Raw genomic sequence first — 13,178 nt, 5'->3', positions numbered from 1 at the left:
GATCGAACTTTCCTGCTCCTAAACCAGGGTCGTCCCCGCCTGCTCGGGGACGACGTTCAGGTGTTGCGGCTTGATGTGAATGCGCCTCAGCGCGCGATCATGAACACCGGATAGCGGTTCCACTCCGGCTCGCGATAGCGTGCGCAGTTCGCATAGATAAAGTCCAGCACCGCTTCCTGGCTGGCCAGCAGCCCCGGATTGGCCGCCTTCCATTCGGCGAATTTCGCGGCCAGTTCGGGTTCATCCAGCAGCAGCTTCTCGGCCTCATCCTCGAACACATAGTCCGAGTAATGCTCTTTCTTCTCCAGCACGCTGTTGAAGAAGCCCCAGCGGAAGAAGCTGTCGTGCGCCAGCGGTTCGAGCGTCTCGACCGCATAGCGCGCCCGGTCCTGGTCCAGCGGCACGAGATAGTCGCCGGCGCGCAGCAAGACCTGGCCGATACGGCGCTCCAGCACCACGTCATCATGGAACAGATGGCCCTCGTACGCGCCCGGACGCGAGGTCACCGAAGCGACCTGGTAGTACGCCACTTCCTGCATCCGGTCCACGTCCACACGCTCCATGCGCACGCCATTCCACTCCAGGCGCTCGATCGCTTCTCGCCACTGCTGCGGCACCACATAAGCCTGCGGCGCCGGCACACTCACGTCGACCGGGAAGCTGTTGTAGTAGGCTATATCGCGCTCCCACGATCTGCTGCGGTCATAGTACAGGCGGGTGTAGTCGCCGATGGCGCTTTTCTTGTACTTGGCTTCATATCCCTTGAAACGAAAGCTCGATGGATTGGCTTCGTCCATCTTCCAGCGCACCGGCCACTGCGCCTGCTTGCGGCCTTCCTCGCGCGCCGCGCGGCGCAGCGCCTGGATCCGATCGGCATTTTTCACGGCAAACTCGAGCGCGACCTCCACCAGCGCCACCATCGACTCATAGCGGTCCTTGAACGGCTTGAGCATATGCGTCTCGGGCATGAAGCCGATCGTATGGTGCAACGCCGCGTAGCCGGTCGAGAAACGCGCCGTCTCGAGGAATTCAGCGATACCGTGGTCCGGGCTGTCCTGCACCGGATTCACGTACGGGCAGGTCGGCCAGCCGCGCGCGTCCATGCCGGCATACATCGCCGGCAGCATCTCGGCGCGCAGGAATTCACCCAGGCCGCCACCCAGCTTGTCGGCCTGGGTGTGGATCAGGGTCATGGTGTAGCTGTAGTCGGCGCCGTTGGACGTATGGGTATCGACCATCACGTCCGGATCCCAGCGCGTGAACAGCTGGTTGAACACGCGCGCGCTCAAGGTGTCGCACTTGACGAAGTCGCGGTTCAGGTCGAGATGACGGCTGTTGCCGCGAAAGCCAAACTGCTCCGGGCCATCCTGGTTCACGCGCGAGGTGTCGGCGCGATTGAAACTGCCGTCCACGTTGTACAGCGGGACGAACAGGAACACGGTCTTGCCCAGTGCAGCCAGTTTCCCGGGCTGGGTGCAAAAGTCGCGCACGATCGCCATGCAGCCGTCGACGCCTTCCGGCTCACCCGGGTGGATACCGTTGTTATTGAAGAAGACCGGGCGGCCCGCGCCCTTGATCGCATCGACGTCGAACACGCCATCGCTACTGATCACGCCCGCGTGGATCGGCACGCCGGCGTCCGACACGCCCACTTTCCCGAAGCGCAAGATGTTCGGATAGGTCGCGGCGAGCGCTTCGTACCAGGCAATGCACTCGGCCCAGGTGGTGGTCTGGTTCAGGTTGCCCTTCTCGTAGGGCGTCAGCAATTCAGTGGACATGATCTTGTTGTTGGTGATGGTTGATGCTTTTGGCACTCAGGAAATCGCCGCCGGCACGGAAGGCGTGTGCGCCTGAGCCGGCAGGTTGAGCGGTAACGCGATCGCGACGTCGGTGCCTTCGCCCGGGCTGGAACGCACGTCGATCGTTCCCTGCAGCGCATAGGCGCGCTCGCGCATGCCGATGATGCCGATGCCCTCCGAGGCGCTGGCGGTGTCGAAGCCGGCGCCGTCGTCGACCACGCGGATGCGCAGCATGCCCTTGCCTTCGTCGAGCAGCAGGCTGACGTGGGCCGAGCGCGCGGCGGCGTGCTTCATGACGTTGGACAGCGCTTCTTGCACGATGCGATAGGCGGAGATCGCCAGCTCGTTCGACAGGCGCGCGAAATCGCCCTCGCTGTGCAGGTCGAAGCGGCAGCCGGACGTGGTGTCGTAGTGGCGCACCATCTCTTCCACCGCGCCGTGCAGGCCGAGCATGTCGAGCACCTCGGGGCGCAGGCGGCGCACCAGGCGCCGGCCGTTGGCGTACAGGTCGAGCGCCAGCTTGGTGATGGCTTCGGATTTGCGGCGGATCTCGTCGACCTCGGGCCCGGGCGGCGCCTTGGCCGCCAGCAGCCCGATCGACTGCGCCTCGAGGCGCGCCGCGATCAGGGACGCATTCAGTTCGTCATGGATCTCGACCGCGATGCTCTTGCGCTCGTCCTCGATGATCTCGTTGACCTTCTGGATCAGTTTGCGCTTGTCGGCATCGGCGCGCAGCGCCTCGTTGCGCGAGGCCAGCAGGTCGCGCGTGCGCTCGGCCACCTTGTTCTCGAGGTCGCGCTTGGATTCGCTCAGGGCCAGCGACATCTCGCCGATCGACGATTGCAGCTCGCCGATCTCGCCGCCGGTGGTCACCGGCGGGTGGACGCGGAAGTTGCCGCCCCGGATCTGGCGCACGGTGCCGATCGCCTCGCGCAACGGCACGATCAGCGAGCGCGCCAGCACCCAGGCCAGGATGCCGCTGGCCCCCAAGGCCAGCGCCGCCATCGACAGTTCGATCTGGAAGCGGTCGGTCTGCTTGGCCATCATGTTCGCCGGCGACATCGTCACCCTCACCCAACCGACGACTTCGGTGGTGAGCGTGGGCGGGCGCGAATCGCTCGACGCCGACACGTGCGGCGTGCCGTTGTCCGAGAACAGGTTGATCCACACCACCTGCTTGCGGATCGGCGCCTCGTAATAGTGGGCCTGGGCGTCGCTGGCCGATTCGGACACCACGCGCACCGCGGCGCGTCCGCTGCCATCGATCACGTCGACTTTGTAAATGCTGCGGTCAGACTGCACCAGGCCGTTGATGGTCAGGCGCAGGTCGGACAGGTTGCCCGAGATGACGTTGTACTCGGAAGTTTCGGCCAGCGCGCGCGCCAGGATGCGTCCGCGCTCGGCCAGCTCCTCGGCCACCTGGGCCCGGTGCGCGTACCAGGAATACCAGACGAAGGAGGTGAACAGCAGGATCACCGGCAGCATTGTGATGACGGCCATGCGCCGTCCGACGCCCCAGCCGCGCCAGAAACGCAGGTTCATTGCAGGGCCGGCGCGCGCCGCGCGAAGTTGCGGGCGGCGTCGGTCACGCGCAGGTCGAGCGAGCTGGCCACGCCTTCGTTGATGATGGTGCGGAAGTAGCGCGGGAACTGCGGTGGATCGAGTTCACCGGTGCGCACGAAGTCGGCGGCCAGCTCGGCCACCTGGGCATTGATCTCCTCGATCTCGGAATACGTGGTGGCCAGCGCGCCGACCTTGACCATGTCGGCCGAGAAGCCGATCACGCCCTGCTTGCGGCGGTAGGTCGAAAGCAGGATATTGCGCACGTTCTCGGCGTTGTAGATGTCGCTGTCGGGCAGCGCCAGCAGCGTCTCGGCGCGCGTCATGCTGTTGAGTACGTGATTCAGGTCGTCGCCCGGCGCGTACATCTGGATCTCGGTGGCGTCGTGCAGCACCGGGCGCAGGAAGGCGGTATCGGGGCCGAGCAGCACGCCGACCCGCACCGGGCGGCCATACAGCAGCTCGGCCAGGCGCATCTGGTCGTTCGGCGCCGGCTCGGCATAGATGGCGGTCATGGCCATCCGGCGCGGCTTGGGCAGGCGCGCGGTCAGGTTGCGCCACACCTGGCTCGAGGTATAGGCCGAGATCACCACGCAATCGCAACGGCGCGACAACGCATCGCGCAGCGCGGTCGGGCCGACCGCCACGTACAGCATGCGCCGCTTCTGCGCCAGCTCGGTGCGGAACGCAGCGAAGGTCGGCACCAGGCGCTTGTACAAGTCGTCGGCGATGCGGTGGGTGACGGCGCTGTCGTCGCCGGTCAGGATCTGGAAGCGGTAGCCCTGCGGCTCTTCGCGCTCGCGCTCGACCTGCTGGACGGCGTGGACGCTGCCGGCGGACAGCGCCAGCAGGAAGGCAAGGGCCAGCAGTGGTGCCAGCGCGGGCGCGCGCCGGCGGTGCCGCATCCGGCGCAGGAGGATGGCCATTGCGTCAGGGCTCGATCAGGCCGTGCTTGACCGCCAGCAAGGTGATGCTGGCCTGGCGGTGCACGCCCAGCTTTTCCTTGATCGACTGGCTGATATTGCTGATGGTCTTGGTCGACAGGTCGAGGCGCTCCGCGATCTCGGCATTGGTCATGCCCTCGGCCATGAACTTGAAGATCTCGAGTCCGCGCTCGTCGAGCTGCGACTGCGGCGTGACTTCGCCGCGCACCGCCATGCTGGCCAGGCGCGAGGCGATATGCGGCAGGAAGTACAGCTTGCCCTCGTGGGCGTGGCGCACGGCGGTGGCCAGGTCGGCCGGATCGCAATCCTTGGTGACGAAGGCGTGGGCGCCGAGGCGGTAGGTTTCCTTGATCAGGCTGTCCTGGTCGAACTGGCTCAGGAAAACGATCTTGGCCGACGGGTCGGATTTCAGGATGTCGTGGGCCGCGTCCATGCCGGTGAGCTCGGTGCCGAAGCGCATGTCGAGCACGGCCACGTCGGGGTGCTCGGCCGCGTACAACGCGGTCGCCTCGCTCGGGGTCTTGGCCTGCCCTACCACCTGCATGCCCGCCGCTTCGAGCGACATGGCGAAACCGGTCATGACGATCGGGTGGTCATCCGCGAGCATGACGCGGATGGGTTTGTTCTGTTCTGCCAATTTGATTCTCCTGGCGTAAGGCCGGTGTGCTTTGCCAGTGGCTGGCGTTGCGAAGGCCATGGCGGAAAGCCACGGCACAGTTGGGAATTATTTCATACAAGGGGCGGGAAAGCGAATGGAAAGGGGGACGGATTTCTTGATTTTTAGCATGCGGATTCGAGGCACTTCTTTTTCTTGGACGCATGGATGGCGTAGCCATCCACCCTGTGAGTGGCATTACCAGGCACTTTAGAGCGCATACGATAAGAAACAAATTTACTCGATTATAGATTTGCAAATTGCTAGTACATAGCATATATTGATTCCAACGAGCTGTAGATATGCATTCTTCCAAGGTAGTGAAACCCAGCCATCCAATCGGCGGCGGGACAAAATAAGGAGGTTGCCATGCATTTTTCTGACATCAATCACGGCGCTGGCGGCAAGGCCGGCAAGTTCGCCCTGGTGGCCGGCCTGCATGTGCTGGTGGCGATGGGCGTCATCAGTACGATGAATGCCAAGTCGATTTCGCTGCCCGCCCTGCTGGAGGACAAGCTGGTGTGGATCCAGCCTGAAGTCCCGCCGCCGGCGCCGCCGCCAGAACCGCCGACGCCGCAGGTGCAGGCTGCGCCCAAGGTGATCGTGCCGGACGTGGAGGTTGAAGTGCCTCTTCCGCCGCCAGAACAGGTAATAGAGGCAAGCAAGGAGCCGACGCCAGAACCGGCTCAACCCACGCGGTCCGACGCTGCGCCGCAGCCGGCGGCCCAGCCATCGTCGAACAACGGCCAGATGCGCGGCGCCGTCCTGGCAGATGCCAACGGCTGCGCCAAACCCGACTATCCAGTGCGCGCCGCGCGCAATGGCGAGACCGGCACCGTGACGCTTGCACTACTGGTCGGCGCCGATGGCCGGGTCCAGGACTCCCGCATCCAGTCTTCCAGCGGTTCACGCGAGCTCGACCGGGCTGCCGTGAACGCCCTGAGCCTGTGTACATTCCAGCCGGCGCTCAACGGCGGCACGGCCGAAGCCGGGTGGGCACAGCTCGCCTACGTCTGGACACTCGAATAAAACGCTTTCCGCTCTTGAGCCCGCCAATCATTTCCCGGCGGGCTTTTTTTCGTCCCCATGACGGGTGCATAGATGCCTGTGCGGACGGGATTCCGATCGACCACGACAACAAAACGGAGAGAAAACGATGGATGCAGCAAGCGCACCGCTACCGCAGATACGTGCGACAGGGTTCATGCACGCCCTTGCCGGCTGCCTCGGCCTGGCCGTCCTGGCGGTCCTTGGCTGGATGGCGTTGACCCGGCCGGGACCGCCGGCGCCGGCCGCGCAGATGACGGCGAACGGCGGGAGCGCCCGCCTGCAGGAACACACGCGGGTGCTGGCGGCCAGAGCGCGCCCGATCGCGACCGAAGGCAATGCAGAGGCGCGTGCCTACCTGGTCTTGCAGCTGCGCGCGATGGGACTGGCGCCCGCGGTACAGCGTGCTACCGTGCGCAAATCGGTGGTCCATTATTTTGGCAGCATCCACAATACGATCGGCGTCGTCCATAACGTCGTCGCCAGGATTCCCGGCCGCGCGCCGGACGCGGCGCGGCGCCCTGCCCTGCTGCTCACGACCCACTACGACAGCGGCAACGACCTGCGGGGCGCAGCGTGGAATGCGGCAAAGGGGGCGGTAACGAGCGCCGCCCTGCTCGAGACGGCGCGCATCCTGGCCGCGGCGCCGCCGGCCAACGACATCGTGCTGCTGTTCGCCGACGGGCATCACGTCGGCGCGCTGGGCGCCAAGGGTTTCGTCGAGCAGCATCCGCTGGCGCGCGGCGTCGGCCTGGCGCTCAAGTTCGATGGCGCCGGCGATGGCGCACTGCGCATGGCCGAGACGCACGGCGCGGGCGGCGCGGCCCTCGATGGGTGGCTGCGCGCCGCACCCGAGCTGCGCGGCTCCTCGCTCGAGACGACACTGGCAGGCATGCTGAATGACGCACCGAATATCGGCGCGCTGGCCGGCCTGGATACGCCGGTGCTGCTGTTCGCGGGCGGTGAACGCAATCCACGGCTGTTGGGCGACGCGATGCTGCGCCTGGCGCGCAGCTACGGCGACATGCCGCTGGTGCGTGGCGCGCAGACGGCAACCGCCTATTTTTCGCTGCCCCTCGTCGGGCCGGTCCATCACCCCGCGTGGCTGGCCTGGGCGCCGGCGATCCTGTCCTGCCTGATGCTGGCCTTGGCCTGGCGCCGCCTGTTCGGCGCGGACGGCGCGCTCGAGGCGGCGCAGGGCGCCTTCGGCGTGTGCTTCCTGCTGCTTGCGGTACGTGTCGGCAGCTGGACCTGGCGCGAGGAAGTGGCCGCCGCCGGACTCGCGGGCGAGCAGCGCCTGCCGCTGATGGTCCTGATGACAGGGAGCTGCGTCTTCGTCGCCGGCCTGTATCTGCTGCGGCGCAACGTGGGCGCCGCGGCGCTGGTGCCCGGCGCGCTGGCCTGGCCGGCGCTGCTGCTGGTACCGGTGGTCTTGTTCCTGCCCGGCGCCGCCTATGTGCTGGCCTGGCCGCTGATGGCGGCGCTGGTTGCTTTCCTGGTCTTGCATTCGCACTGGGGCGAGCGCCAGGCCTTCGCGCCGCGCCTGCTGGTGCTGGTGGCCGGGCTGGCGCCGGCCGCCGCATTGTTCCCGCCGGCGCTGCGCGACGCCTGGCTCCTGCTCGCGCCGCACCACATGTATTTACCGCCGATGCTGATGGCGCTGCCGATGCTGTGCTTTGCCAGCCTGCTGCTGGTGCTGCGCATCGCGCCGGCCGTCGCCGCATTGCTGGCGCTGCTGGCCGCCGCCAGCTTCGCCGCGCCGGGACAGGCGGCGGCGCGCGACACGCAGCCGTTCGCCCCCACCGGCATCGAACAGCTGGTCTACTACAAGGACGCGAGCACCTGGCGCGCCTACTGGCTGCTGCCCGACCAGCCGCTGGGGGACTGGCGCCGGCAGTTGTTCCCCGGCCGCCAGCCGGCGATCTTCGTCGAGGTCTTCGGCTGGAACAGTCCGCGCCAGTGGTATGCCGAGGCGCCGCGCGAGGACGCGATCGCATTTCCCGAATGCCTGGCGCTGCGTAACAGCGTCGGCAAGGTGCGGCTGGGCGAGTTCACGGTGCGCTCGAAGAACCGCGCGCCGCATATCGAGCTGCGCATGTCCGGCGCCAAGGCGCTGCGCTCGCGCCTGGACGGCGTGCCGCTGACATCGAAGGAAGCGCCGTGGTCGCTCTCGCTGTACGGGATGGAAGACCGGGTGCTGCGTTTCGAGATCGAAGCCGGGCCGGATGAGATCTTCGCGATCGCGGTACAGGAACGCATGCCCGGCCTGCCGCAGCATCTTTTGCCGCCGCGCGACGCAGACAGCCCGTATTTACGGGCACCGCTGGGCATGACGATGTCGACCGATTACCTGCGATTTTATTGATGACTTGACATAGAATGTCCCGCGCACGCCACGAACGTGCCCTTCCCGATTAACGAGTTGATTACCTACGTCGCAGGATTTTATGCACAAGATCGTTTCTACCCTCGTCCTCACCGCCCTCGCCGGCAGCCTGGTATTGGCCTATCCGGCCCACGCGCAGGACCATGCCCACCATGCGCAAGCCGCGACCGTCCAGGAAGCGCCGCTGCGCACGCACCTGGCCCACCTGTCAGCCGACGCCATGGAAGGCCGCGGCACCGGCCAGCGCGGCGGCGAGATGACCGTCGCCTACCTGGAGACCCAGGCCAAGGCGGCCGGCCTGAAGCCGGTCAACGGCAACAGTTTCCGCCAGGCGGTCAAGATCGCCGGCGTGCGTTCGCTGCCGGCCAAGAGCGACATCGCCATCTCGGCCGGCGGCAAGGCGCTGCCGCTGCAGTTCGGCGCGGACTGGGTCTGGGGCCCGGGCGACGGCAAGGCCGACCACAAGCTGGATGCCGACCTGGTCTTCGTCGGCTACGGCACCGTGGCGCCGGAAGAAGGCGGCTGGAACGACTTCAAGGGCATGAACCTGAAGGGCAAGGTGCTGGTGATGATGGTGAACGACCCGATGCCGACCGCGTCGGAACCGAACCGCTTCAACGGCGAAGGCCTGACCTACTACGGCCGCTGGACCTACAAGTTCGAGGAAGCGGCGCGCCAGGGCGCGGCCGGCGCCATCCTGATCCACACCGACAAATCGGCTTCGTACGGCTGGAGCGTGGTGCAGAACAGCTGGGCCAACGCCGAGCGCTTCCAGCTCACCGAAGGCAAGGTCGGCACCGGCCTGCAGGGCTGGATGACCGACGACGCCGCACGCAAGGTGTTCGCCGCCGCCGGCCAGGACCTCGATAAACTGCGCGCCGCCGCCGAGGACAAGAACTTCAAGCCGGTGACCCTGAAGGCCCGCCTCAAGGGCAACGCGCGCGCCGAAGTGCGAAAACTCGAAGAGTTCAACGTGGCCGGCGTGGTGCCGGGCACCGATCCGGAGCTGAAGGACGAGGTGGTGATCTACAGCGCGCACTGGGATCATATGGGCAAGCAAGGCACCGAGGGCGACACGATCTTCAACGGCGCGGTCGACAATGCCTCGGGCACCGGCGCGCTGCTGGCGATGGCGGCCGAAGCCGTCAAGCATCCGGCCAAGCGCAGCCAGATGTTCCTGTGGGTCGCTGCCGAAGAGCAGGGCCTGCTGGGCAGCGCCGCCTACGTCGCCAAGCCGCTGTGGCCGATCGCCAAGACCGCCGCCAACCTGAACCTGGACAGCCTGAACTGGGTGGGCCTGGTGAAGGATGTCAGCGTGCCGGGCAGCGAGCGCACCGAACTGGGCGCGATGGCCGCGGCCACCGCCGAGGCGATGGGCTTGACCGTCGCACCGGCCAAGCCAGACCTGTCCGGCGGCTACTTCCGCAGCGACCACTTCAGCTTCGCCAAGGCCGGCGTGCCGGCCTTCTCGGTCGGCGCTGGCCGCAGCTGGGTGAAGGACGTCGAGGCCAATAACGCCAAGGCCGCGACCTACCGCGACAAGTACCACCAGGCGTCGGACGAATACGATCCGAGCTGGGACCTGTCGGGCATGGTGCAGCAGGCGCAGTACACGCTGAACCTGGGCCGCGCGGTGGCTGACGCGCCGAAGATGCCGGCGTGGAAGGAAGGCGATCCGTTCGGCAAGGCGCGCGCTGCGAAGTAAGCGCACCCCTTAAGCTTCACGTTCAGTTAGCAGTACCACATCGTTCCCGCGCAGGCGGGAACCCAGGTTGTTTGCGTTACGATAACGCTGGCACGCTTGGGTTCCGCCTCCGCGGGAACGACGCATTTGGGCCAACGATTTTCCCATCCACGGACGAAAGAGGCGAACGATGCGAGAAGAAGACCTGGTGCTCGGCGACGGGCGCACGCTGCACTTCTACGACCTGGCGCCGCCCGGCGAGCAGGAGCTGGCCGTGTTCTGGCACCACGGCACGCCAAACATCGGCCGCCCGCCCGAGCCGCTGTTCGCCCTCGCGGCACAGCTGGGCATACGCTGGATCGGCTATGACCGCCCGGCCTATGGCGGCTCGTCGGAACGTAGCGGCCGGGACGTCGCCTCGGCGGCCCTCGACGTCGAGCGCATCGCCGACCGGCTGGGCATCCGGCGCTTCGCAGTGATGGGGCATTCGGGCGGCGGGCCGCACGCGCTGGCTTGCGCCGCCCTGCTGCCCGAGCGGGTGGTGGGCGCGGTCAGCATCGCGGGCCTGGCGCCCCCCGATGCGCAGGGACTCGACTGGTTCAAGGGCATGGGCGCATACGGGGCGGCGGGGCTGCATGCGGCAGCGCAGGGGCGCGCGGCCAGGGCCTATCATGAAGCACTCGGGCTCGAATTCGACCGGGAGATGTTCACACCTGAAGACTGGGACGCGCTGGCGGGACCGTGGTCATGGTTCGACAGCGTGGTGGGACCGGCGGTAACCAAGGGGCCTGACGGCTTGATCGACGACGATATCGCCTATGTGACGCCGTGGGGATGCGATTGCACGCACATCACCTGTCCGGTGCTGTGCGTGCATGGGATGCGCGACCGCGTGGTGCCGGCACCGCACGGCGAATGGCTGGCGCAGCACTGCCGCTGGGCCGAGCTGTGGCAGCGGCCGGACGACGGGCATATCTCGGTGATGAACTATGCCGCATCGACCCTGGTATGGCTGCGCGGGCAGCTGCGCACGGATTGATCGCGGACGGCGCGCCATGCGCCGCCATCCGCTTGCAGTACAGGTCGCGGCTTACTGGATCACGCCGCAAGCCATGCGGCCGCCTCCGCCACCCAGTGGCGCCGGGTGATCGGAGTGATTGTCGCCGCCGACGTGGACCATCAGGGCCTTGCCCTTGATGTCCGACATTTTCAGGCGCGGGGCCAGGACCGGGTTGGTGGCGACGCCCTTGGCGTCGACTGTCAGCGCAGGCAGGTCGCCCAGGTGGCCATCGCCCCATGGGGTACCGTGCTTGCCGGTATTGGCAGGATCGAGGTGGCCGCCCGCGGCGCCGGCCGGCACGGTCTTGCCATCTTTCTGGTTCGGTGCGCAGCTGCCGTTGGCGTGGATGTGGAAGCCGTGCAGGCCTGGCGTCAATTCCTTGAGGTCGGGCGTGAACACCACGCCGTACTTGGTTTCGCTGAGCGTCACGGTGCCCACGGTGGCGCCATCGCCTTTGTCGGTGGCCAGCTTGAGGGTCACGGTGTTATCGGCGGCACTGGCGGTAGCGCATACGGCGCTCAGCAGGACGGCACTCATCCATCGCATTTTCATGTTTGCTCCTTCGAAGATCTACAGGATAGAAAAAAGCCAACCTAGTGTAGATCATTCTCATGCGTAGGGGTGTCCTGCTGACTTGGGCCGTTTGCCGGGCCGGATTGATTCCGTGCGCCCACCTGTTCCCACGGTCCTTGCTTTTCATCAGCGCTCAGCCATGCCGTTTTATTACAGTGGGCATGGCGCCAAAGCACCTATCTGGAGCGTGTCGATGAGTGAGATACTGTTTCAAGACAAACGAGGTTTTTTCATCCTGCCACAGAAATACGAAGGCGGCGGCTACTATACCTACGGAACACCACGGCGTGGCCGAGGGCAGTACGCACACTCGCGGATGATTACGATGCTGCTTTCGGTAGCACATCAATGGAGCCAGTTCGATGCTCGTAAGTTCGGAGTTGGAAACATAAGCCTTGCCGATGGTACTGAGTTCAAGCCACATCGGTCGCATCGGGACGGGCTTCAAGTAGACGTGCGCGCCTTGAGAGAAGATGGTCGCGAGACGCCATGCAGCATCTTTGACGGCCAGTATGATCGAGCAGCTACCGCCATGCTTATCGGTCTATTTCAGCGTCATCCATTCGTTCACCGAGTACTCTTCAATGACACTACCATTGTGGGTATCCGACCAGGTCGGGGCCACAACGACCACTTTCATGTTGAACTGGCTAAAGGCGGGCAATGAATATTCAGCGGTACTATCCACTGTTGTTTGTACTTGTACTCCCGGCCACTTCAGCCGCTGACGACCTTGGGCCGTATAAGCAGGCGACCGCATCATATTGGATATACGGTGGGGGACTTGGCGACCCCACGACTCCCACGTCGAAGGATAAGAAGATAGCGCTCTCTATCGAAGGCAACGCCGCCAAGCAGATTTTTGAGGCAATTGGGCCGGATAAAAAAGATGTGTGCAGTGAAGGAAGTGAAACACGCTTTCGTAGCAGAGATAACGAAAACCTTACCTGCACAAGTAGCAAGGAGAACACCTACACCTGCAGCTTCGGGTTCGATCTTGTCAGCGGCAAAAGCATTGGCGGGAGCATCTGCTGATCTAGTTCATATGCGCGTCCCCAAGCCAGAAGAGCGCACGTTTAAGGGTCGGCGAATTTGAACGTTCACGGCTTGCTACGCTCACTGCACATCGCCACGCCCTGCTTCCCGCAATTCTGAAAGGACGTCATGCCTGAGCGCATTTGCCCAGCATGCCATGCGGATGATACCGAAGCGATCGAGTCAGTGGGCCGGAAAGACCTGATCCACAGCTACGCTCAGAAAGACATCGACGTCAGCGCCTATCTCCCCGGCAGCAGCATCACCCTATGCCACTGCAACCATTGCGAGCTCGGCTTCTTCGTAAGCGACCAGCCGCCCCACCTTCTACTGCAGCTCAGCTCAGCGTATTGTCCCCAAACGGCAATAGCGAATCGATTTCGCTGTTCAGGCAGGTCGGCAAGGCGACCAGGATGCCAGCCAACGCGCTGGGTC

At 65.3% G+C, this 13,178-nt stretch carries 11 protein-coding genes; 6 read left to right on the top strand and 5 right to left on the bottom strand.

Going from position 1 to position 13,178, the window contains the following annotated elements; translation table 11 throughout:
* Positions 1-86: 86 nt before the first annotated feature.
* Genes AC56KW_RS22070 through AC56KW_RS22055 form a run of 4 tightly spaced genes read right to left on the bottom strand, consistent with a single transcriptional unit; the run spans position 87 to position 4,940 of the window.
* Positions 87-1,778 (bottom strand): M14 family zinc carboxypeptidase, encoded by a 1,692-nt coding sequence (locus AC56KW_RS22070; RefSeq protein WP_497172796.1) that lies wholly within the window; start codon positions 1,776-1,778, stop codon positions 87-89.
* 36 nt (positions 1,779-1,814) lie between these two features.
* Positions 1,815-3,341 carry an ATP-binding protein gene (locus tag AC56KW_RS22065; RefSeq protein ID WP_497172795.1) on the bottom strand — a complete coding sequence of 509 codons (1,527 nt, stop codon included), beginning with the start codon at positions 3,339-3,341 and terminating at the stop codon, positions 1,815-1,817.
* Positions 3,338-4,285 (bottom strand): hypothetical protein, encoded by a 948-nt coding sequence (locus AC56KW_RS22060; RefSeq protein ID WP_497172794.1) that lies wholly within the window; start codon positions 4,283-4,285, stop codon positions 3,338-3,340. Before AC56KW_RS22060 ends, AC56KW_RS22065 begins: the two co-directional genes overlap by 4 nt.
* A gap of 4 nt (positions 4,286-4,289) precedes the next feature.
* On the bottom strand, positions 4,290-4,940 hold the full coding sequence (locus tag AC56KW_RS22055) for a response regulator (protein WP_497172793.1): 651 nt from the start codon (positions 4,938-4,940) through the stop codon (positions 4,290-4,292).
* A gap of 387 nt (positions 4,941-5,327) precedes the next feature.
* Between AC56KW_RS22055 and AC56KW_RS22050 the strand changes: the two genes are divergently transcribed.
* The 4 genes from AC56KW_RS22050 to AC56KW_RS22035 all read left to right on the top strand — a co-directional run bounded on the left by AC56KW_RS22050 (position 5,328) and on the right by AC56KW_RS22035 (position 11,114).
* The gene (locus AC56KW_RS22050; protein WP_497172792.1) at positions 5,328-5,987 is read left to right on the top strand and encodes an energy transducer TonB; all 660 of its coding nucleotides are present in this window, start codon (positions 5,328-5,330) and stop codon (positions 5,985-5,987) included.
* A 175-nt stretch (positions 5,988-6,162) separates the two neighbouring features.
* The gene (locus AC56KW_RS22045) at positions 6,163-8,370 is read left to right on the top strand and encodes a M28 family peptidase (protein WP_497172791.1); all 2,208 of its coding nucleotides are present in this window, start codon (positions 6,163-6,165) and stop codon (positions 8,368-8,370) included.
* An 82-nt stretch (positions 8,371-8,452) separates the two neighbouring features.
* Positions 8,453-10,096, top strand: a complete 1,644-nt coding sequence (locus tag AC56KW_RS22040; RefSeq protein ID WP_497172790.1) for a M28 family peptidase — start codon at positions 8,453-8,455, stop codon at positions 10,094-10,096.
* 169 nt (positions 10,097-10,265) lie between these two features.
* Positions 10,266-11,114 carry an alpha/beta fold hydrolase gene (locus AC56KW_RS22035; RefSeq protein WP_497172789.1) on the top strand — a complete coding sequence of 283 codons (849 nt, stop codon included), beginning with the start codon at positions 10,266-10,268 and terminating at the stop codon, positions 11,112-11,114.
* A 51-nt stretch (positions 11,115-11,165) separates the two neighbouring features.
* Here AC56KW_RS22035 and sodC read toward each other — a convergent pair whose 3' ends face one another.
* Positions 11,166-11,687, bottom strand: coding sequence for a superoxide dismutase [Cu-Zn] SodC (sodC, locus tag AC56KW_RS22030; protein ID WP_497172788.1), 522 nt, complete (start codon positions 11,685-11,687; stop codon positions 11,166-11,168).
* Between the two features lie 214 nt (positions 11,688-11,901).
* On the opposite strand from sodC, the gene AC56KW_RS22025 reads away from it, so the two are divergent.
* Both AC56KW_RS22025 and AC56KW_RS22020 read left to right on the top strand, forming a co-directional pair.
* Positions 11,902-12,375 carry a penicillin-insensitive murein endopeptidase gene (locus tag AC56KW_RS22025; protein WP_497172787.1) on the top strand — a complete coding sequence of 158 codons (474 nt, stop codon included), beginning with the start codon at positions 11,902-11,904 and terminating at the stop codon, positions 12,373-12,375.
* Entirely contained in the window at positions 12,372-12,743 is a 372-nt protein-coding gene (locus AC56KW_RS22020) for a hypothetical protein (protein WP_497172786.1), read from the top strand. The genes AC56KW_RS22025 and AC56KW_RS22020 overlap by 4 nt, the downstream gene beginning before the upstream one ends.
* Positions 12,744-13,178: the final 435 nt, after the last annotated feature.

The organism is Telluria sp. RT2P19 (assembly GCF_059685725.1).
Note: the sequence above shows the minus strand (reverse complement) of the source record. Positions and strands in the feature narration are given on the sequence as shown.

Excerpts from the sequence above, each read along its gene's own strand:
- AC56KW_RS22070 (WP_497172796.1), bottom strand. The coding sequence starts at position 1,778 with ATGTCCACTGAATTGCTGACGCCCTACGAGAAGGGCAACCTGAACCAG.
- AC56KW_RS22025 (WP_497172787.1), top strand. The coding sequence starts at position 11,902 with ATGAGTGAGATACTGTTTCAAGACAAACGAGGTTTTTTCATCCTGCCA.
- AC56KW_RS22045 (WP_497172791.1), top strand. The coding sequence starts at position 6,163 with ATGCACGCCCTTGCCGGCTGCCTCGGCCTGGCCGTCCTGGCGGTCCTT.
- AC56KW_RS22050 (WP_497172792.1), top strand. The coding sequence starts at position 5,328 with ATGCATTTTTCTGACATCAATCACGGCGCTGGCGGCAAGGCCGGCAAG.
- AC56KW_RS22020 (WP_497172786.1), top strand. The coding sequence starts at position 12,372 with ATGAATATTCAGCGGTACTATCCACTGTTGTTTGTACTTGTACTCCCG.
- AC56KW_RS22035 (WP_497172789.1), top strand. The coding sequence starts at position 10,266 with ATGCGAGAAGAAGACCTGGTGCTCGGCGACGGGCGCACGCTGCACTTC.
- AC56KW_RS22065 (WP_497172795.1), bottom strand. The coding sequence starts at position 3,341 with ATGAACCTGCGTTTCTGGCGCGGCTGGGGCGTCGGACGGCGCATGGCC.
- sodC (WP_497172788.1), bottom strand. The coding sequence starts at position 11,687 with ATGAAAATGCGATGGATGAGTGCCGTCCTGCTGAGCGCCGTATGCGCT.
- AC56KW_RS22040 (WP_497172790.1), top strand. The coding sequence starts at position 8,453 with ATGCACAAGATCGTTTCTACCCTCGTCCTCACCGCCCTCGCCGGCAGC.
- AC56KW_RS22060 (WP_497172794.1), bottom strand. The coding sequence starts at position 4,285 with ATGGCCATCCTCCTGCGCCGGATGCGGCACCGCCGGCGCGCGCCCGCG.